The organism is Neiella litorisoli (assembly GCF_014773395.1).
Lineage (GTDB): Bacteria > Pseudomonadota > Gammaproteobacteria > Enterobacterales > Neiellaceae > Neiella > Neiella litorisoli.
In genome coordinates, this window is the sequence record NZ_JACXAF010000028.1 from 14,283 (window position 1) to 35,363 (window position 21,081).

Consider the following 21,081-nt stretch of genomic DNA (forward strand, 5'->3'; position numbering starts at 1 on the left):
GTTACAGCCCAACTAAATTCTGCATTTCTAAAATCGGCTGTAGGATCGCTACAACAATAAACAAAACAACGGCAGCCATCGCCACCAACACCAAAGGCCCTAGCAAGCCAAGCGCAATGGTCATTGCACTGTCAAATTCACGGTCCTGATTATCAGCTGCACGTCCTAACATTTGCTCCAATTCGCCACTTTTTTCGCCACTGGCAATCATGTGCAACATGATCGGCGGGAACAATTTAGTTTCCTGCAACGACGCGCGCAAACTACTACCTTCACGAACCCGATCAGCAGCTTTTCGCAACGCATCTTTCATTTGCAGGTTTAGCAAGACATCGCCGGCAATGCGCATAGCATCAAGCAGAGGCACCGCACTGGCGGTAAGAATACTCAGAGTCCTGGCAAACCGAGCGGTGTTCAAACCACGCACCACTTTACCGGCCACCGGCAATTTCAATTGCACTTGGTGCCAGCGAAAACGATAACGCTTGATACTCAACACGCGCTGCACAACAACGGCGATCAGCATGACCGCAACTAACAGGAAGATGCCGTAATCGCGAACAAAGTCACTGGCGCCAATCAAAATCCGAGTGGCCAGCGGAAGGGTCTGGCCCATGTGCAGAAACTGCTCCACCACTTTGGGCACCACCACTGCCAATAACAAGCTAATGACGCCAATGGCAATCACCGTCAATACAATGGGGTAAACCAGCGCCTGAATCACTTTGCCGCGGGTGTCTTGACGCTTTTCGTTATAGTCGGCCAAGCGATTGAGCACTTCATCAAGATGGCCGGACTTTTCACCGGCGGCAACCGTGGCACAAAATAGTTCATCAAAGATCTGGGGGAAACCGCGCAGGCTATCAGCCAGTGAATGGCCCTCTAACACGCGGCCGCGAACGGCCATGATCATGCTGGCAATACGCTGCTTTTCACTTTGCTGAGCAACGGCATGGAGACTTTCTTCAATCGGCAGGCCGGATTGCACTAGCGTTGCCAATTGGCGCGTCATTAACGACAGATCGGTGGTTGAAATTTTGCCGCGAAAACGACTGCGAAATGACGGTTTGGCTGAGTCGCTTTTGGCTGCGCGACTATCAGTAACTTCTGTCAGCTGCGTCGGCATCAAGCCTCGTTCACGCAATTGCTGGCGAGCTTGCCTGGCACTTTCAGCTTCTTCAACACCTTTGGCTTGCTTACCTTCAGCACTGATTGCTTTGTATTGGAAAACAGCCACGGTTTATTCCTCGCGGGTGACGCGCATGACTTCTTCCAAGGTGGTTTCGCCATTCAGCACTTTTTGGAAACCATCGCTACGAATGCTGGAGCTGTGCTCGCGAGCCAACCGTTCAATGCGTTGTTCATTTTCACCGTTGTGAATCATTTCCCGCACTTCATCGGTCACCACCAATAGCTCATGAATACCGGTTCGGCCCTTATAGCCGGTGTAGTTACATGCCTCACAACCTTTCGCGTGATACAAAGTGGCCGGTTCGTTCGGCGACAAGTGCATTAATTCGCGTTCGGCATCCGAAGGACTGTAAGGGTCACGGCACTCATCACATAACGTGCGCACCAAGCGCTGGGCCAGAACACCCAGCAAACTAGAAGAGAGTAGGAAAGGCTCCACACCCATATCATGCAATCGGGTAATCGCACCGACCGCGGTATTGGTGTGTAGCGTTGATAAGACTAAGTGGCCAGTCAACGACGCTTGAACAGCGATTTGTGCTGTTTCCAAGTCGCGGATCTCACCAACCATGACCACGTCTGGATCCTGACGCAAAATCGCCCGCAAACCGCGCGCGAATGTCATATCAACTTTGTTATTAACCTGAGTTTGACCAATCCCTTCGATCGCGTATTCAATCGGATCTTCTACGGTCAGGATATTACGCTCGCGGCTATTAATTTCCGTCAGCGCAGCATATAAGGTGGTACTTTTACCCGAGCCCGTTGGGCCGGTCACCAAAATAATACCGTGTGGTTTGGCAATGGCCTCGGCAAACTGATCGCGGACTTTGGCGGTCATGCCAAGACTTTGCAGATCGAGGCGGGCCTGATTTTTGTCCAGTAGTCGCAATACCACTCGCTCGCCATGGCTTGATGGCATGGTCGATACCCGCACATCCACTGCCCGACCGGCAATCCGCAATGAAATACGGCCATCTTGCGGTACCCGCTTTTCGGCAATATCCAAACGGGCCATGACTTTGATCCGTGACACCAACAGCGACGCCAGCTTGCGGTTGGGCTTGAGCATTTCACGCAACACGCCATCAACGCGGAAACGGATCACTAAGCTTTGCTCGTAGGTTTCAACGTGAACGTCCGAAGCGCCGTACTTGATGGCTTCACCCAACATGGCGTTGATCAGCTTAATAATTGGCGCATCGTCGTCGGAATCGAGCAGATCTTCGGTTTCCGGCAGCTCTTCGGCAAGGGTATAGAAATCGGCATCGTTGCCGATGTCTTCCATCAACTGTTTCGCTTCGTTGGAATCGCGCTGGTATTCCTCGGTCAATGCCAACTCAAACTGATCATCAGCGACCATTTCAAGGCGCACCGGCTGATCGGCAACTCGCCGCGCTTCGCTAATATAACGCCACTGAGCGCTGCTCTTGTGACAGAGGCGCGGGTCGCCATCATCGAGGATCAACAGCACGCCAAATTCGCGGGCAAAAGCAAACGGTAGCTGAGTCGGCGCTTGGTGTTCTGGCGCTCGCTCGTCTGCAGTGTCAGCTAGTTGATCATTGCTAACAAGCTCCGCATCGGCCAGAGCGTCTTGCTCTACCGATGCATTCTGTTGGGTATTACTCATCGGCTGATAACCCAGCTTTCTTAGCCGCTTCGAGATGCTTCTCGTAAGCTTCCGCGTCCGGCGTCGTGCCATACTCCGGCAATACCGGCACATTCTTACGAATAATTGGCAACTCTTTCTCGTCTTGCGATAACTGCAGCGCGCGCATGAAATTGTACTTGCGCGAGCTGACCGCATTCATGGTGGCGGCATCGCGCACAATGGTCGGGCGGATAAACACCAGCAGATTGCGCTTGGCTTTGGTGGTCGACGTCGAGGTAAACAACTTACCCAACACTGGAATATCGCCTAACAGCGGCACTTTTGACTCGCTCTCTTGAGCATCTTCATCAATCAAGCCACCAAGCACTACCGTATCGCCATTGTCGGCCATCACGGTCGTTTTCAACTCGCGCTTGTTGATGGTGATATCCACTGACGTGGTACCAGAGACCGAAGAAACTTCCTGTTCAATAACGAGCTGAACCGCATCGCCTTCGTTGATCTGCGGCGTCACTTTCAATTTGACACCCACTTCCTGACGCTCAATGGTTTGGAACGGGTTATCGTTACCCGAGCTGGCAGTCGCGCCGGTTAAAATCGGCACGTCCTGACCTGCGATAAAGAAGGCTTCTTGATTGTCCAGTGTGGTTACAGACGGCGTTGATAGAATGTTGGAATTAGAGCTGGTTTTAACGGCCTGCACGACTGCAGCCCAGTCATCTTCGATGACACCTAACATCATGCCGTTGATTTGTCCCAGCAAGCTCGCCAACAGAGTGTAATCGCCCTGCTGATCAGGGTTTTCAGTACAAGTATCACCGGTACATACCGTTGAGCCTGGGACGTCCTCTGCTGCGCGCTGGCCAGCCCACAAGCCAGAAACCGGCACTTGCGTACCGTTGTTCCACTGCATCAAGCCGGTATCTTCACTAAAGTACTGAATGCCTAAATTGGCGCCGTCGCCTTCCATGATTTCAACAATAATGGCTTCAATATGAACTTGAGCGCGACGGATATCGAGCTGGCGAATCACCGCCTCCAACGATTGCATCATTGATGGCTCAGCAGTGATCACAAGCGCGTTGCTGTCTTCATGGGATTCGATATTGACGTCGCTGCGGCTACGACTTTTAGTTTTACTGCCGCCACTCTCTTCGGCAGTAATAGAATCACTGACGCCTTCAAGCACGCTAACCAAATCTTCAGCACTGGCGTATTTGAGGTAAAACACTCGGGTGTTACCACTGGTCGCCAACTCTTTATCGAGACGTTCAATCAAATTAACGATGCGAATACGGGCTTTTTCTTCACCGCTCACAATCACGCTGTTGGTACGCTCATCTGCCACCAGTTTTGGGGTCAGAAAATCGGCGGCGTTCTTACCACCACTTGAGCGATTTAGACTCTCAACAATGCGCACCATTTCGGCAGCGGAAGCAAATTCCAAATCGACAATATCGACGTTCTGGTCACCGGCTTGATCCACCCGATCAACAATATCCACCAAGCGATTCACCACCGCTGCACGGCCGGTGATCATCAACACGTTGGACGGATCATAGTGAACCACGTTACCACCACCAGCATTGTCGTTCAGCTGGCGCAGCAGCGGCGCTAACTCTCGTACCGAGACATTGTGAACCGGCACCACGCGAGTAATGAACTCATCGCCAAAAGCAGGGCCATCCTTACCAATCACTGGGTTCGGCGCAAATTTGGCGTCTTTATCTTTGACGATTTTGATGATGTTGTTGTCCATCTCGACGGCGGCATAACCGTAGACTTCCAATACATTGAGAAAGAATTGGTAGTACTGATCATCATTTAACAAATCGTACGAGCGGACATTAATTTTGCCACGAACCGCAGGGTCGATAATGATGGTTTTATTGAGGTTCTTACCAACGATGTTAATGAACTCGTTGATTTCAGTTCCTTTGAAACTGGCCGTATATTCAGCGGCAGAGGCAGTCAGCGCAGCACTTCCGAGTAGCGACGCCAACAACAATTGACGCAGCCATTTGGCAGCTGGTCGAACGGTTTTATGATTCATAAGTAAATGATTAGTTAGCTTCACGGCGACGGTAATTCCAATAAAAAGTCATAGAGTTGGCCGTCTCGTTCAACAGTCAAAGAGAGGTCGGTCATGGTCTTCAATTCTTCCATCACTTGGGCAGTTTGAGTGATGTCAGTGAGGTCATAACCATTGAGAGCTACGGCGAGATCGTTGGCTTTCAAGCCAACGGATTGAAATAGTTCACGGTCGATTCCAGGATTAATACGAAAGCCCTTCAACTCGGTGCCATCGCGTACTGGGGTAATTTTGACGTAATCGGTGAGCTTAGCGAGCTTATCGGCATTGCTGGCCGAAGGCGAATTCATGGTTTCTAGCGCTTGTTGTAATTTGGGACTGCGCGGAGCTGACACCGTCTTACGAGTTGCGCTGGCTTTGGCAGGTGCTTTCTGAACCGGCTTGTTACGTTCAAAGTTGGCTTTTGCGTAAGCGTCATCAAGTTGCAGTGTTTCCATCGCGCCCGCATTGCTGATGATAACTCGGTCTGGGTAGATTTCTTTGATCACCGCGCGCGTACCGTCAATGCGGTCATCGATGCCATAGGTCGCTTGTGAACCTTTCGACTCAATAATGGCCGAGCCTTTGTGTTGCTCAGAGCTGGCCACAACACCGGTTAGCTTGACCTGCAATTTAGTTTTCGGCGCTTCGGTTGGTTTGTTTTCAACAACCGGCGCGGCAGCAGCGTCACCAAATAATTTCATTTCTTGCAGTACGCCGACGTCGCGTTGTTGACGCTCTTGCTGCTCTGCTTTTGGGGGTTGCCATTGGCCTTTGGAATGGGTGGTGGGTAGCAAGCGCTGAGTTAAAATCGCCAACAAGTAAGCCACAACAAGGCTCAGTACAATCAGCGCGGCCAGCCGAATTTTGTCGACTGGTAATTTGCTGCTCGACAAGGCGGCAATCCAGCGTTTGGCTACTACTTCCAAATTCATTGCTACTCTTCTATTTTTCCGATTCTCAGTGCATCGCCACCCGTGGCAAATCTGAGCCATGTTAAACGAGGCAAAGGCCCTGCGACAAGGGAACAAGCCTGTGTTTGTGCGTCCTTATCGCAAATCTGATAACTTTCTGGCGTTATGTCACTTGTTTTACCACCAGAGAAATCGAATTTGATGTCTTCAGATACCAATATCCGTCTCGACAAATGGCTGTGGGCAGCCCGTTTTTACAAAACTCGCTCCATCGCCCAACAAATGGTTCAGGGCGGCAAAGTTCGTTACAACGGCCAGCGCAGCAAGCCCAGCCGAACTGTGGAGCTCGGCGCAACCGTGCGCCTGACGCAAGGTTATGTCGAAAAAACTGTGGTCATTACTGGCCTGAGCGATATCCGCCGCAGTGCCACTGAAGCCCAACAGTTGTATCAGGAAACCCCTGAAAGCGAACAACAACGGGAAAAGCTCATTCAACAGCGACAATTGGCCAATGCCAGCAAGGCGGCGCCGCCAACTAAACCCGACAAAAAACGCCGTCGCGAATTAGTGCAACTGAAAAACCGCCAAAGCGACTTTTAGCGCCACGGAACGGCGCAGTGTAACGAACTTGTCATGACATTATGATGACTGCGCCCTTGGGATCGTTATAATGCAGCCCTCTCGCGACTCGCTGTCGCAGCCCAATGAACATTAATGATAATAATTTTTTATCAAAAACTTTTTTCCACCCATGCCGTGTTGAGCAACTTTTCGTTACACTCAAGTTTTGTTACGACACGAATAGCTAAATAAGGACTTGCTCACGTGATCCAATCCAACGCTGATCAGCTGCATCGCTACCTTTTTGAACAGCGCAATTGCCGAGGCGAATTGGTGCAATTGCACAGCACTTATGCCCGCATCATTGAGGGCCACAATTACCCTCCGGTTATTGCGCAACTGCTTGGCGAAGCATTGTCAGCCACTTGCTTACTCACCGCTACGATCAAATTTGAAGGCGAAATCACCTTACAGATACAAGGCTCAGGGCCATTGTCGTTGCTGGTGATTAATGGCCGCAATGACCAGACCATGCGCGGCATTGCCCGAGTTCAGTCTCATGTTGGTAGCGACATGACGTTCAAGCAGTTGATTGGCCAAGGCCAGATGGTGATCACCATCGCCCCCGACAAAGGCGAGCGCTATCAAGGCGTGGTTGAATTGAGCGAAGACACGTTTAGTGCCTGTCTAGAGCAGTATTTCTATCGCTCTGAGCAACTGGCGACCAGCTTGAAACTCTTCGCTGATGTCGAATCACAGCAGTGCGGCGGCATTTTGATTCAGGCTTTGCCAAAACAAGATAACGATGATGAAGACTTCAGCCACTTACAGGTTTTGGCCAACACGCTAAAGGCCGAAGAGCTCTACGAATTGCCGGCCGAGCAAGTGCTTCATCGCTTATTCCATGAAGAAAATGTCACCTTGTATCCGCATCAAGATGTGACCTTCCATTGCAGCTGCTCACGGGAGCGCAGCATGAATGCCTTAATCAGCATGGGAAAAGCAGAGGTTTCACAGTTATTTAGCGAACAAGAACAAGTGGATATTCATTGTCAGTACTGTAATACCCACCATGTTTTTAGTGCCGAAGATTTCGATGAATTATTTGGTCTGACCAACAAAAAAATTCATTAGTTTTTTTAGGGGTCGAATTTGCCCCTAAAATTTGTGACGTTGATCGGCTAGCGCCGTTGATAACGTCTCATTTTTTGATCTGGCAACAGGACTGCCAGAGTGCCGAGCGACAACAATGTCTAACCAGAAAGATAAAAAACAATACCTATATCCCTACACCTTAAAACTAGGAGAACGACATGACAGTGGACGCTCCAATCCAAACACTCGATCTAACTCGATACGGCATCACCGATACCGTTGAGATCGTCCGTAACCCGTCATACGATCAGCTTTTCGAAGCTGAAACCGATCCATCACTCGAAGGCTTTGAACGCGGCCGAGTGACCGCGAACGGTACCGTAGCAGTCGACACTGGCATTTTCACTGGCCGCTCACCCAAGGACAAGTGGATTGTCTGCGACGACACCACTCGTGAGAACATGTGGTGGACCTCTGAAAAAGCCAAAAATGATAACAAGCCAATTACCCAAGAAGTCTGGAATGACCTCAAGGCGTTGGTCACCAAACAACTCTCCGGCAAAAAACTTTACGTTGTAGACACCTTCTGTGGCACTAACCCAGATACTCGTCTGAAAGTTCGCTTTATTGTTGAAGTTGCATGGCAAGCCCACTTCGTCACCAATATGTTCTTGCGCCCAACCGAGGCAGAACTGGAAGACTTTGAGCCTGACTTTGTGGTCATGAATGGTTCTAAAACAACCAATCCAAAATGGCGTGAACATGGTCTAAATTCTGAAAACTTCACCGTTTTCAATATGACCGAGAAAATGCAGGTCATCGGCGGCACCTGGTATGGTGGCGAGATGAAGAAAGGTATGTTCGCCATGATGAACTACTACCTGCCACTGCGCGGCATCGCTTCGATGCACGCTTCTGCCAACGTCGGTAAAGATGGCGATACCGCAATCTTCTTCGGCCTATCAGGCACCGGTAAAACGACCCTGTCTACCGATCCAAAACGTGCTTTAATCGGCGACGATGAGCATGGCTGGGACGATGAAGGCGTGTTTAACTACGAAGGTGGTTGCTACGCTAAAACCATCAACCTGACTCGAGAAGCAGAGCCTGACATTTATGATGCAATCAAACGCGATGCATTATTGGAAAATGTTGTCGTGCGTGATGATGGCACCGTTGATTTCGATGACACCTCAAAAACCGAGAATGGTCGGGTTTCCTACCCTATCCACCACATCGAGAACATCGTTAAGCCTGTCTCGAAAGCTGGCCATGCCAATAAAGTGATCTTCCTAACTGCTGATGCATTTGGCGTATTGCCTCCGGTGTCTAAGTTGACTCCAGAGCAAACCAAGTATCATTTCTTGAGTGGTTTCACCGCGAAACTAGCGGGTACTGAGCGTGGTATTACCGAGCCAACGCCAACCTTCTCTGCTTGTTTTGGTGCTGCGTTCTTGACCCTGCACCCAACCAAATATGCAGAAGTTTTGGTGAAGCGGATGGAAGCAGCAGGCGCCCAAGCTTATCTGGTCAATACTGGCTGGAACGGCTCAGGCAAGCGTATTTCCATTCAGGACACCCGCGGCATTATCGATGCGATTCTTGATGATTCCATCGAAAAAGCGGAAACCAAGCAAGTGCCTATCTTCAACCTTGAAGTGCCAACGTCACTACCTGGAGTTGATCCAGCGATTTTGGATCCACGCGATACCTACGCTGATGTTGCCGATTGGCAAGCGAAGGCAGAAGATTTAGCAAGCCGCTTCATTAACAACTTTGAGAAGTACACGGATAATGATGCTGGCGCCGCTTTGGTCGCTGCCGGACCACAGCTGAAATAGCACCAAGGTCAAACGAAAAAACCCGCTTCGGCGGGTTTTTTATTGGCTCGGCATTTCGGGTAATGATAGGACTGGACTGCACTAACTCAACGGCAACTCAATTCGCGCCATCAGTCCTTTGCCGTCCATATTCGATAACGACACATTGCCGCCATGGGACAGGACTACCCGCCTGATAATAGCTAGTCCTAAACCACTGCCTTCAGTGCCACGCGCTTTATCGCCTTGGGTAAACGGCTCAAACACATTCTGCAATTGATCATCGGGAATTCCGGCGCCGTGGTCGCGCACCGTTAACCAGATTTTTTGCTTGCTAGCATCCAGTCCTGTGTGCAATTCAACCGGCGGCTCACCGTGACGCAGGGCATTTTCAACAAGATTAGCGACCACGCGTTTGATGGTCACCCGTCGCAACGGGATTTCCGGCAGCTTGGCATCAGGATGAAAATGGATCGCCACATCGCGCACTTCTTCGGCCTGCACCACCTCCGACACAATGTCATTAAGTTGATAAGGTTCTAACGACTCATCTTTGTGATGGCGAATGTACTCAATAAACTGATCAATGATGGCGTTCATGTCGTCAATATCCTGAACAATACCATCGCGAAGCCAGTCATCTTCATCGGCCATCATTTCACTGGCGAGACGAATGCGCGTTAACGGTGTGCGCAAATCATGAGAAATGCCCGCCATCAGCAAGTTTCGGTCACTTTCGAGCCGCTTAATGCCATTGGCCATGTGATTAAAGGCGCGGGTCACCTCAACCACATCTTGTGTTCCTGACTCTTTCAGGGTTTCGGGCATATCGCCACGGGCAACTTTTAACGCCGCCACTCGCAACGCCTTTAAGGGCCGATTGAGCTGCCGAGCAAACAGCCAGCCCCCCAGCACACTCAACCCACCAATAATCGCTAAGTACATGGGCAGCGGCGAGAAATCACTCTCTTCAAGCTGCTTCATCGGCACCCGAAGCCACAACTCCGGCGCTTGCGGTGCGTTCACCCACACAATGTAATTCGCGCCCTGTTCAATACGGATCTCGGCATTGCCGCCAAGTTCATCACTCATTTGCTCGGATAGTAGGGCGTATGGTGTGGCATTTTCTAATCCTGACACCATTGCCACCGGCTCAATGTAAATCTCAATACCAGTGCTTGATAGCATTCGTGATTTGAGTGCTGGCTCCAGCATTTTATGGCCGGGATTGTGATCATCCAGCACCAGCCGCACCTGATTCGCCAGCAGGTGAACAATTTGCTCATAGGACGGCTTAATCACATAAAGCGCGACCATGAAATAAGACACCATTTGGGTAAGCAGCAGCAGGCTACCAATCAGTAATACCGTTTGCCCAAAAGCACTGCGAGGCCAAAGCCGAACCATTAATAACTAACCATCAAACGCTGGTACCATCGGGCACAAAGACATATCCCAACCCCCAAACCGTCTGCAAATAGCGAGGGTTCGATGGATCTTGCTCAAGCATTCGCCGCAACCGCGAAACCTGCACATCAATCGAGCGCTCCAGCGCCGAGTAATCGCGGCCGCGAGCTAGGTTCATTAATTTGTCGCGCGATAGCGGTTCTCGCGGATGGGTGACCAGCGCCTTGAGGACGGCGAACTCGCCACTGGTTAACGTCAACGCTTGACCATTTTGCGACATCTCACGGGTCGCCAGATTGAGTTTGAATTCGCCAAACTCGACAATGGTTTCTTCATGGGAGGGCGCGCCTGGAACCTCTTGGGTTTTGCGGCGCAAGACGGCTCGAATACGGGCCAGAAGTTCACGGGGATTAAATGGCTTAGCGAGATAATCATCAGCGCCGAGTTCAAGGCCAATAATGCGATCAACTTCATCGCCTTTGGCAGTCAGCATAATAATGGGCAGCTCATTTTCTTGCTGGCGCATGCGACGGCAAATGGACAAACCATCTTCGCCCGGCAGCATTAAGTCGAGCACCATTAAATGGAAGTTTTCTCGCTCTAATAAACGATCCATCTGTTCAGCATTCGGCGCCACTCGCACCTGATAACCTTGCTCAACCAAATAGCGCTCTAACAGCGCTCGCAAGCGCATGTCATCATCGACCACCAGAATTTTGGTGCTTTCCTGATTCATTGCCAGTCTCCTTTTTGGTCCACTATAGTGCCCACAACGCAGATGAAGCAAAGCATTGAATGCAAATGAAATCAGCCTTTTGTTACAAATTATGTGAGCGGCAACTCGTCGGTCAACCTTGGATTTCAGCCATTTGCCCGCATATCTGCGGAATAGCCCATTGCTCGATTCCATCGGAACCAATTGACCTGAATGAAAACCAACCTGATCACCCGCGAAGGCTGGCATCGGCTTGACGATGAACTGAAGTTTCTGTGGAAGGAAGAACGCCCTCGCGTCACTCAAGCCGTATCTGAAGCCGCCGCCTTAGGTGACCGCAGCGAGAACGCTGAATACATCTATGGCAAGAAGCGTTTACGTGAAATCGATCGGCGCTTACGCTTCTTAATGAAACGACTCGAAGTCCTTGAGATCGTTGATTATTCACCGCAACAAGACGGCAAGGTTTTTTTCGGCGCCTATGTCGAAGTTGAAAACGATGATGGCGAAATTGCCCATTATCGGATTGTCGGCACCGATGAAATCGACGTAAAGAAAAAGCACATCACCATCAACTCTCCGATGGCACGAGCTCTGATTGGCAAACAAATCGACGATGAAGTCCAGGTTCGAACTCCCGAAGGAGTGAAGATTTGGTACATCAATAAAATTCAGTACACGCCGTTTGATGACGCGGCGCTCGACGCACAGTAAAGACTATCCATGCAAAACATTTCTCAACAAATTGCAGTGGAGCTCAATGCTTCACCAGCACAGGTAAATGCGGCTGTTTCATTGCTCGATGAAGGTGCCACCGTCCCGTTTATTGCCCGCTACCGTAAAGAAGCAACGGGCGGCCTTGATGACAGCCAATTGCGATTGCTCGAACAGCGCCTTGGCTATTTGCGAGAACTCAACGACCGCCGTGACACCATTCTCAAGTCCATTGACCAGCAAGGTAAATTGACGCCAGAGCTACAGGAAGCAATCCGCCAAGCTGACAGCAAATCAACCTTGGAAGATTTGTATTTGCCCTACAAGCCGAAGCGTCGAACCAAAGGCCAAATTGCCATTGAAGCTGGGCTCGAGCCGCTCGCCGATGAGCTACTCAATGCCGCCAACGGCGATCCCGAACACATGGCGCAGGCTTACGTTGATGAGCAACAAGGCGTTGCCGACACAAAAGCGGCTCTTGATGGTGCGCGCTACATTCTGATGGAACGCTTAGCCGAAGATGCCCAGCTCGTTGGTCAATCCCGAAATCATCTGCAACGCCACGGTATGCTCACCGCCACGGTGATGATGGGACAAGAGCAGAACGGCCAGAAATTTAGCGATTACTTTGATCACAGCGAGCAGCTGACGAAAGTCCCTTCCCACCGCGCCCTTGCCATGCTGCGAGGTCGCAATGAAGGCATTTTGCAGCTCAAGGTCACACTGCCGGAGGATGTTGAACCCGGCGAACAACTGGTCGCTTCACACCTGCGTTTGTCAGCCGACAGCTCGGCACTTGGCCGCTGGCGGATCCAATTAGCGCAATGGACCTGGCGCATCAAATTATTGTTGCAACTGGAAAATGAATTACTGGGGCAACTCAGAGAACAAGCAGAGCAAGAGGCGATTGAGGTCTTTGCTCGCAACTTGAACGATCTATTGATGGCAGCTCCGGCTGGACACAAAGCCACCATGGGGCTCGATCCGGGGTTGCGTACCGGCGTTAAAGTTGCGGTAGTCGATGCGACCGGCAAGCTTCTTGATACCGCCACCATCTACCCCCACGTACCGCAAAAGCAATGGCAACAATCACTGGCAACACTAGCCACGCTGGTGAAAAAGCACGCCGTTGAGCTGATTGCCATCGGCAACGGCACAGCCTCACGAGAAACCGACAAGCTAGCCGGCGAGTTAGTTAAAGCTTTAGCGCAACCGAACCTGCAGAAAATCATGGTCAGCGAAGCGGGCGCATCGGTGTATTCGGCATCTGAGTTAGCCGCTCAGGAATTTCCCGACTTGGACGTATCGCTACGTGGCGCCGTGTCGATTGCCCGACGACTGCAAGATCCGCTCGCTGAATTAGTTAAAATCGATCCCAAAAGCATTGGCGTCGGCCAGTACCAGCATGATGTCAACCAAACTCAGTTGGGCACCAGTCTAACCAATGTGGTGGAAGACTGTGTAAATGCGGTCGGGGTTGATGTCAATACGGCCTCGGCGCCCTTGCTCACTCGCGTTGCCGGATTAAACCGAGTGTTAGCCCAAAATATTGTCGATTATCGCAACGCTAACGGCGCCTTTGCCGAACGCAAACAATTGCTGAAAGTAGCCCGTTTAGGCGCTAAAACGTACGAGCAATGTGCGGGCTTCTTAAAAGTAGTCAATGGTAAAAACCCGCTTGATGCGTCTTCTGTTCACCCTGAAGCCTACCCTGTAGTGAAGCGGATTTTGGCCCATAACAGCTGGCAGTTGAGCGACATCATGGGGCAATCGGGGGCGCTGAAAAAGCTCAACGTCAATGACTATACCGATGATCAATTCGGCGTACCGACGGTGACGGATATTTTTGCCGAACTCGAAAAGCCCGGTCGCGATCCACGACCAGAATTCACCACTGCCAGCTTTAAAGATGGCGTTGAGACCTTAGCCGATCTAAAGCCTAATATGATCCTCGAAGGCGTTGTCACCAACGTCACTAATTTTGGCGCTTTTGTTGACATCGGCGTTCATCAAGATGGCTTGGTACACATCTCAGCATTGGCCGATCGCTACATCAGCAACCCTGCAGATGTGGTCAAGGCGGGACAAGTGGTGAAAGTCAAAGTGATGGAAGTGGATATCGCACGTAAACGGATCGCGCTGACCATGCGAATGGGCGATGTCGCCGACAGCACCCCCAAAGCCGCAAGTGAGCCGCGGGCTAAACAAGAACGCCGTTCACATCGCAATGACCGCTCGCGTCAGCAATCGAATGCGCAGCCAGCAAATAATGCATTCGCCGAAGCATTTGCCAACGCTAAGCGTAAGTGAATCGTTAATGAAGGATGTTCGGCAGCGGTTAGGCGCTGCCGATAACGAAGCCCAAAGAGCTTTCTGAACTTTGTCGATAGGCTTGTGCAATCACCGAATTGCGCTGCACCATTTCGGCAATCGCCTCTTTGGTGTTGAGCGGCCCGGCCAGTTCAGCATCGTCATCTTCGAGCGTTTCTTGCTCAGGCTGGCCAAGCTGTTGGCTGGCCTCGGCTAATCCGTCCTGAAAGCTGCGCCGCTCTCGGCTGTATTCGCCGTCTTCGGTTTCGCCTGATGAGATTTGAGCTTGCGCTTCGATAATCAGTTGCGCCGCTTCTTGTGCCACCCGCCGATCTTGTGCCGATGGTTCAGCTGGGGCTAATGCTGCCGCGCGCACTTGGCGCATTTTTCGAATCGTCGCCACCGGATCGCCCGGCACCGGCGCAATATCGATGGAGACTTCACCACTCACAGCATACAGTTGGCCATCAGGGCCGCGCTGATAATCAAAACTCGGCGCCCCCGCATATTGGCCGCCAACCGCGGCGTGAGCTTGCTCATGGGCAATCACTTCGCGATCGCGAGCTTCAAGCTGGTCAATCACCTGTTGCTCTTGAGCTTGCTGCTCTTGCTCGCGGTTTTCCTGACGCTGCTGCGCCTGCTGTTCTTGCGGGTTTTGTTGATCGCCACTTTGCTGCTGAGAGGAATCATCAGCGGCTTCGATCGGTTGGTCGGTTTCGTTGTCCACCACATCTGTGCCGTCAATAGCACCTTCTGATGCGACTAAGCGCTGACGTGGATCTTTGGTTTGCGGCCGCTGTTGCTCTTGATCTTTAGCAATGCCGGGCTCACGGGGAAAGCCTTCCATTTGCGAAGGCTGACGAATGACTTCCCGAACTTTGTTGTCATGCGCGAGCGCCTGAGTCTGCGGATTAACCGGACTCAACGGCACATGGGCATAGTTCGAGACAATATTCATGATCAGTTAAACCTTGGTGTCGATTAAGGTGCCGACCACCTCATCGGCAGTGCGGATCACCTTGGCACCAGCAAGCGTTAGAATTTCTGCTTTCTTTAAATCGACAACCGCTTCGGTCAGGCTAGTGCTGCCAGAGGCGTTTATCGAATTCTCTGTCGTTGGCTCAATAACTGTTTCAGCAATGGCCTGAGAACTTTCCGCGGCCATGGAAAAAGCTTGATTAACGATGTTTAAGCCAGATTGGTGAATACTATTCATTCTGACCTCCTCCAAACATGGACTGTTTAATTATCGTACAAACAGCGATAATTGAAAAGGTCAAAAAAGTATAGAACGGGCAACTGAATCCAGCCTGAACGCCCGTCGGAATCACGTTTGGTGCTGTTTTATTGACGCTTATCCGGCCGTCGCGCGAAGCAGCCAATCGGTGGCCTCAGCCGGATGACTGATAAACGGCGCATGTGATGCTTTGGCCAAAACGGTGGCAGCCTCACCCAATTGCTCAGCCAACGCCACTGGCACCAACGAATCTAATCGGCCAAGCAGCCAGTATTGCGGTGTTGGTGATTTAATGGTCCTAAAATCAACTTGTTGCAGTAAAGTTAAGCCTTGCTGCAAGGCCTCTGAATCGGCTTGCGGATGTTGCTCTAGCCGCTGCTTGATTTGGCGAATATCCTGCTTCGCGGTCTCGCTGCCCATGGCCTGAATGGCCAGAAATCGTTCAATGGTTTTATCGGCATTTAAGTGCAATTGCTCAGTGAACTGCTGCAGCACACTCGGTTGAATACCGCGCCAGTTCTCAGCTGCGGGAAAATGCGGGGAGGTCGCCACCAACAATTGCGCTTTGACGCGCTCAGGTTGACGTTGTGCCAAGCGTTGCACCAACAAGCCGCCGAGCGACCAACCTAACCAATAGGCTCGCTCCGGTAATTCTGGCATCAGCGCATCGAGCCACTCGTCGAGGTCCGGATTGCTGCAAGCAGGCCGACCACCAAAGCCAGGCAAATTAACCACATGGCAACGAAAATGATGCTGCAGCTGTTCAACCCAACTGTCGAAGATACCGGCATTCATTCCCCAACCATGAAACAGCACTAGCTCATCGCCTTGACCCGTTCGCAAAATCGTCATTTCCGCCCCATACTTTCAATCATCCACTTTGTGCAAGCCACAGGACGTGGCACAACACCCAAGGACGGGTATGTTAAGAATTTCTGACTTTCACGCCAAGCTCGGGCGACAAATATCACACCGCTCGCGGCAACTACTGGCCTTAGCACTGAATCCTCGCTGCGTGCTGTGCCAACTTGCCATGACCGGCAATGAATCAGCCAAACACCGTTATTCGCTCTGCAGCACCTGCATCTCCCAGCTACAGCGCTGCCAAAACAATTGTCGGCGCTGTGCCTTGCCTCTGCCAATGGACCACATCGATTCAGCAACCATCTGTGGCGAATGCCAAAAGCAACAATCGCCAATCGAGCAAATCATCGCTCTTGGCTGGTATCAAAGTCATTTACGCCACTTAATCCAGCAATTCAAATATCAGGGTCAGTTGGCCGCTGGCCGAGCGCTGAGTGGGGCTTGGTTGCACCATTGTCAAATTGATAAGCTGCCTCAAGCGCTGATCCCAGTACCAAGTCATCGGCGTAAAATTCGACAGCGAGGCTTTAACCCAGCCGCTCTATTGGCAGGTGACTTTGGCGACCAGTTAAGCTTACCCGTGGACTTAAAGGCCTGTGTTCGACTTCATCCGGGAACTAGCCAAATGGGCAAAGATAAAACGGAGCGCTGGCGCCAAGTCCAGCATATGTATCGCGTGCTGCGCTGCGACTATGACCATGTCGCCATCGTTGATGATGTGGTGACCACTCAGGCGACAGCTACAACCATTGCTAAGCAACTGAAAGAGCATAGGGTTTGCCGAGTGGATGTCTGGTGCATCGGTCGAACGCCTTGAGTGCTTGTTTCAGTGAAGAGATTAGCGTTACAATTACCCAAGTATTTTTGTCAAGTATTCTAATGAGCCCGATATGATTGATATTTCTGCAGATGCGCAAGCGCATTTCGTTAAACTGCTGAGCCAGCAGCCCGAGAATACCAGAATTCGCGTATTCGTAATTAATCCGGGCACGCCAAGCGCCGAGTGTGGTGTTTCCTACTGCCCAGAAAATGCCGTTGAAGACAGTGACGAAACCTTCCCATATGACGGTTTTGAAGCCGTGGTCGATGCCGATAGCAAACCCTATCTCGATGATGCGGTGATCGATTATGTCACTGACAAGCTTGGCGCTCAGTTGACACTCAAAGCTCCCAATGCTCGCATGAAGAAAGTCGATGATGATGCCTCGTTGGTTGAGCGAATCAACTACATGATTCAAAGTGAAATCAACCCTCAACTGGCCAATCACGGTGGTAAAGTCGAAATTGTTGAGTTGACCGATGATGGCTTCGTGGTGCTGCAATTTGGTGGTGGTTGTAATGGCTGTTCAATGGTTGATGTGACCCTCAAAGAAGGCATTGAAAAGCAACTGTTAGAGCAGTTCCCTGATGAACTCAAAGGGGTTCGTGACGTCACTGAACACCAGCACGGCGAGCACTCTTACTACTAAACTCTTACTACTAAGTTATGCTGATAGTAACCAACAAAGGCCCTTGCGGGCCTTTGTCATTTCTGAGCGCTAATCGAAAGCAGTTATTGTGGCCGAGCTTGCTTTAAGGCATTGCAGCGCACGTCAACCTCATTGCCGCTGGCGAACAGGTTAGTAGCCTCTGCCGCATCATTGGCTAGGTCGTAACACTCTTCGACACCTTCATTGCTAATGTATTTGGCTGAGCCATCAGACACCGCCCAGCGATCGGTCACCGACTCCTCATACAATTCAGAATAAAGTTGCTGATGACGCTGCGCTGCTGGCGCTTGGGCATCAATATGGCCCAGCAAACTCAAACCATCGACATCTTGGCTGCTTGTTGCGTTGCCGATTGCCAGCAGTGTTGGATAAAGATCCTGAATTTGGATCAATGCATCGACTTCACCGCCATCAATGCCAATGTTGCTACCCGCTGCGATCACTAATGGCACATTCACTCCGCCTTCATACACAGTGCCTTTGGCATGAGCTGCGGTGAAGGGATACGCGCTGTCCTCAATAACTGCAGCGCCCGAAGTGCCATTATCGCCCAAGAAAATCACCAAGGTATTAGCCCGCGTAGCGGCATCCATCTCGGCCAATAGTTGGCCAATGGCACTGTCCATCGCCTCCGCCATTGCCCGATAGCAATCGGTCACTGAATCGTCTTGGTTATTGCGACTACAGCCATCACCCGGTTGCCCGGTCAGATTAACGGCACTATAGCTGCCCTCTGGCGGCACATGAAATGGCGAATGTGGCGCATTGAATGCCAGTTGCACAAACCATGGTTGTGATACCGATGCGATCCATTCGGCCGCTTCAGCGGCAACCACATCCGTAGCATAGCCGGTTTCAATGACAGGGTCCGTTTTTGCGGCATCTGCTCCCACCAAGGTTGTTTTTTGCCAGTTGAAATAATCGTCAATGTTTTCCAAGCTGCCGGAGTAATAATCAAAACCTTGCGAGGTTGGTAAGCTTGCTTGCCTCGTTCCTAAGTGCCACTTGCCAAATAATGCCGTGGCGTAGCCAGCATCGCTGAGCGCTTCGGCAATGGTGTATTCACTGGCATCCAACTCGCCTAACCGACCAGGGCTAAAGACACCGTGACGCAGCGCATGGCGCCCAGTCAGCAAGCTAGCGCGAGATGGCGAACACATCGGGTTGGCCCAAACATTGCGGAACAACACGCCGCTGCTGGCCAGTTGATCAATCGTCGGTGTTTGCGCGCTGTGGTCACCATGTTCGCCATAGCCACTGACGTTATCAACGCCGATGTCATCACCGATAATCAGCAGAATATTGACGCTGCCGTCGGTAGCAATCGCTTGCTCGGCCGTACTTGGCTGATGCGTTCGCACGCACCGCACCCAGTGATCGTTTTTAACAATATCGCCCTGCGGACCGCGATAGTAAAAACTGCCATAGCCCAAGTCCTGCGACGGCACATTACCGCCATTGCTAGCATCATCTTTATCATCGCTGCGCTGGGCTCCTGCGCCATGAACGTCGAGTAACTGATTCATGTAGCCCAGCGAGCGACCAAAGTTAATATAAGCCGCAGCATGACCTCTGCCACCGTAACTAATATGGGTAGTGGCACTCCAGTATGCGCCCCAGTCGGTCTCGCCTTCTTCATTGATAAAACTGGTGGCATTAAATATCGGATCGATGGCGGCAGAAGCGTGAGTGTCTGGCGAGCGCGAGTAGTCGACAATGCTATGTAATTCTTTGATATTCGGCAGGCGCCAATCGTCATAACCGGCAATCGATGCGTGTTCACATATGGCAATGGCATCATCCCAATTGTCCGACTGAACATCGTTGCGCTGCCACATTAACCCTGTGGCATGGTCACTGACGGTATCGTCACCGTTATTGACGAGATCGTTAAGTCCGTATTCGTCGCCAGCAACACAACGAACATAATACGATTTGTTGTTCAGCGGATACCCCTTGATGCGGCCATCAACAAAGTTCACGCCAAACATGGTTTCGGAATTGTTCATGGTGCGGGACACGTACTCGGTAGTGGTGGCATATTGGCCATCAATGATCCGTTCGCCAGCCGCTTGGTCACCAAATACCCAGTCGAATATAGGGTCAATGAATGGGATTAATCCCGTTGTGTCGGTGCCATTGTAACCACTCGGATCTTCACCGGTGAACGCGATCAGCGAGTATGCTTCTTTGATCGATGGCAACCGCCAATCGCTGCGCTGGGCAAGCTCTAAGCCCTGACAATAAGCTGCAGCATTGGCAGGGCTCAGCTTGTCACTGACATTGACCTGACCATCGCCGTTGGTATCTGTGCTTTGCGTCCACACCAAGCCAGTGACCTCATCAATGACCACGGTGCCGGCGGCCGATAATGAATAGTTGGCCTGATTGCCGCTGTAATCAGCATCGTAGCCCATGCCAGAACAGCTTGTTTCAATACCGCCTGCCGAGCTAAAACAACGACGTTGGCCGGTATCGACAACCGGAGAACTAACGACAACAGTTTCCTGATTAGCCTCCACTTGCACTGTGTCCAATGCGCTTTGCAATTCGCCATCACTGACAATCAGCTCGATCAGGTAAATCCCCGCCACATCCGGCGTAATGGTTGCTGTCACTAGGGTTGGATTGTCAATTGAGGCCGAGCTGCCATCTGGACGCTGCGCCAATTGCCACGAGTAACTCAACGGATCGCTATCGGCATCCTCACTCGCCGCGCCGCTCAATGTCACTTCCACCCCAACAGCAACCACCTGATCATCACCAGCATCGGCCACAGGAGCCTGATTCGGTGTCTCCGGCGTTGTTGGCGTCTCTGGTGTAGATGGCGTTTCGGGTGTTGTCGGTGAACTTGATGACGAGCCGCCTCCACCGCCACAACCAGCAACAGCTAGCCCCAACAGTAACAACGACAGGCAACTCAGCGGAGCGCTTTTTTTGATAGGCGGGGTGCGTTTCATCCGTTACTCCAATTCAGTCGATGGCTACAAGCTAGTATGAGGACGTCAGTGACCGAGGCAATAGACAAGGTGCCAAAGCTTGATAGCCAAGCCAAACCTACACTTGTTTACAAATGTCTA

General features: G+C 51.3%; 17 protein-coding genes. 7 read left to right on the plus strand and 10 right to left on the minus strand.

The features are described 5' to 3' along the window. Position 1 precedes the first annotated feature (1 nt). Genes gspF through gspC form a run of 4 tightly spaced genes read right to left on the minus strand, consistent with a single transcriptional unit; the run spans position 2 to position 5,809 of the window. Complete coding sequence (gene gspF / locus IC617_RS16910) at positions 2–1,237, minus strand: type II secretion system inner membrane protein GspF (protein ID WP_191146170.1); 1,236 nt, start codon at positions 1,235–1,237, stop codon at positions 2–4. Positions 1,238–1,240: 3 nt separating this feature from the next. Continuing rightward, on the minus strand, positions 1,241–2,821 hold the full coding sequence (gene gspE / locus IC617_RS16915; RefSeq protein WP_191146171.1) for a type II secretion system ATPase GspE: 1,581 nt from the start codon (positions 2,819–2,821) through the stop codon (positions 1,241–1,243). Then, a complete protein-coding gene (gspD, locus tag IC617_RS16920) occupies positions 2,814–4,856 on the minus strand; it encodes a type II secretion system secretin GspD (RefSeq protein ID WP_191146172.1) in 2,043 nt (680 codons plus the stop codon). Before gspD ends, gspE begins: the two co-directional genes overlap by 8 nt. Before the next feature lie 20 nt (positions 4,857–4,876). Next, positions 4,877–5,809: a type II secretion system protein GspC gene (gspC, locus tag IC617_RS16925; RefSeq protein ID WP_191146173.1), complete on the minus strand. Its 933-nt coding sequence runs from the start codon at positions 5,807–5,809 to the stop codon at positions 4,877–4,879. 180 nt (positions 5,810–5,989) lie between these two features. Here gspC and hslR point away from each other — a divergent pair, with 180 nt between their 5' ends. The 3 genes from hslR (at position 5,990) to pckA (ending at position 9,285) form a co-directional block, all read left to right on the plus strand. Further along, entirely contained in the window at positions 5,990–6,388 is a 399-nt protein-coding gene (gene hslR, locus IC617_RS16930) for a ribosome-associated heat shock protein Hsp15 (protein ID WP_191146174.1), read from the plus strand. A 228-nt stretch (positions 6,389–6,616) separates the two neighbouring features. Further along, entirely contained in the window at positions 6,617–7,483 is an 867-nt protein-coding gene (hslO, locus tag IC617_RS16935; protein ID WP_439651281.1) for an Hsp33 family molecular chaperone HslO, read from the plus strand. A 197-nt stretch (positions 7,484–7,680) separates the two neighbouring features. Further along, positions 7,681–9,285: a phosphoenolpyruvate carboxykinase (ATP) gene (pckA, locus tag IC617_RS16940; RefSeq protein ID WP_369410430.1), complete on the plus strand. Its 1,605-nt coding sequence runs from the start codon at positions 7,681–7,683 to the stop codon at positions 9,283–9,285. Between the two features lie 81 nt (positions 9,286–9,366). Here pckA and envZ read toward each other — a convergent pair whose 3' ends face one another. Continuing rightward, positions 9,367–10,671, minus strand: coding sequence for a two-component system sensor histidine kinase EnvZ (gene envZ / locus IC617_RS16945; protein ID WP_191146176.1), 1,305 nt, complete (start codon positions 10,669–10,671; stop codon positions 9,367–9,369). 13 nt (positions 10,672–10,684) lie between these two features. Further along, positions 10,685–11,407 carry an osmolarity response regulator transcription factor OmpR gene (gene ompR, locus IC617_RS16950; RefSeq protein WP_191146177.1) on the minus strand — a complete coding sequence of 241 codons (723 nt, stop codon included), beginning with the start codon at positions 11,405–11,407 and terminating at the stop codon, positions 10,685–10,687. A gap of 192 nt (positions 11,408–11,599) precedes the next feature. Between ompR and greB the strand changes: the two genes are divergently transcribed. Next, positions 11,600–12,100, plus strand: a complete 501-nt coding sequence (gene greB / locus IC617_RS16955) for a transcription elongation factor GreB (protein ID WP_191146178.1) — start codon at positions 11,600–11,602, stop codon at positions 12,098–12,100. A gap of 9 nt (positions 12,101–12,109) precedes the next feature. Then, a complete protein-coding gene (locus IC617_RS16960; RefSeq protein WP_191146179.1) occupies positions 12,110–14,410 on the plus strand; it encodes a Tex family protein in 2,301 nt (766 codons plus the stop codon). Between the two features lie 28 nt (positions 14,411–14,438). On the opposite strand, the gene IC617_RS16965 is transcribed toward IC617_RS16960, so the two are convergent. The 3 genes from IC617_RS16965 to bioH form a co-directional block, all read right to left on the minus strand. Next, positions 14,439–15,368 carry a putative metalloprotease CJM1_0395 family protein gene (locus IC617_RS16965; protein WP_191146180.1) on the minus strand — a complete coding sequence of 310 codons (930 nt, stop codon included), beginning with the start codon at positions 15,366–15,368 and terminating at the stop codon, positions 14,439–14,441. 6 nt (positions 15,369–15,374) lie between these two features. Continuing rightward, positions 15,375–15,626, minus strand: a complete 252-nt coding sequence (locus IC617_RS16970; RefSeq protein WP_191146181.1) for a hypothetical protein — start codon at positions 15,624–15,626, stop codon at positions 15,375–15,377. Between the two features lie 138 nt (positions 15,627–15,764). Further along, positions 15,765–16,499, minus strand: a complete 735-nt coding sequence (bioH, locus tag IC617_RS16975; protein WP_191146182.1) for a pimeloyl-ACP methyl ester esterase BioH — start codon at positions 16,497–16,499, stop codon at positions 15,765–15,767. A 70-nt stretch (positions 16,500–16,569) separates the two neighbouring features. Here bioH and IC617_RS16980 point away from each other — a divergent pair, with 70 nt between their 5' ends. Beyond that, positions 16,570–17,328: a ComF family protein gene (locus IC617_RS16980; RefSeq protein WP_191146183.1), complete on the plus strand. Its 759-nt coding sequence runs from the start codon at positions 16,570–16,572 to the stop codon at positions 17,326–17,328. 73 nt (positions 17,329–17,401) lie between these two features. Beyond that, positions 17,402–17,980 (plus strand): Fe-S biogenesis protein NfuA, encoded by a 579-nt coding sequence (nfuA, locus tag IC617_RS16985; RefSeq protein ID WP_191146184.1) that lies wholly within the window; start codon positions 17,402–17,404, stop codon positions 17,978–17,980. 83 nt (positions 17,981–18,063) lie between these two features. Here nfuA and IC617_RS16990 read toward each other — a convergent pair whose 3' ends face one another. Next, the gene (locus tag IC617_RS16990) at positions 18,064–20,961 is read right to left on the minus strand and encodes a sulfatase-like hydrolase/transferase (protein ID WP_191146185.1); all 2,898 of its coding nucleotides are present in this window, start codon (positions 20,959–20,961) and stop codon (positions 18,064–18,066) included. Positions 20,962–21,081 lie beyond the last annotated feature (120 nt).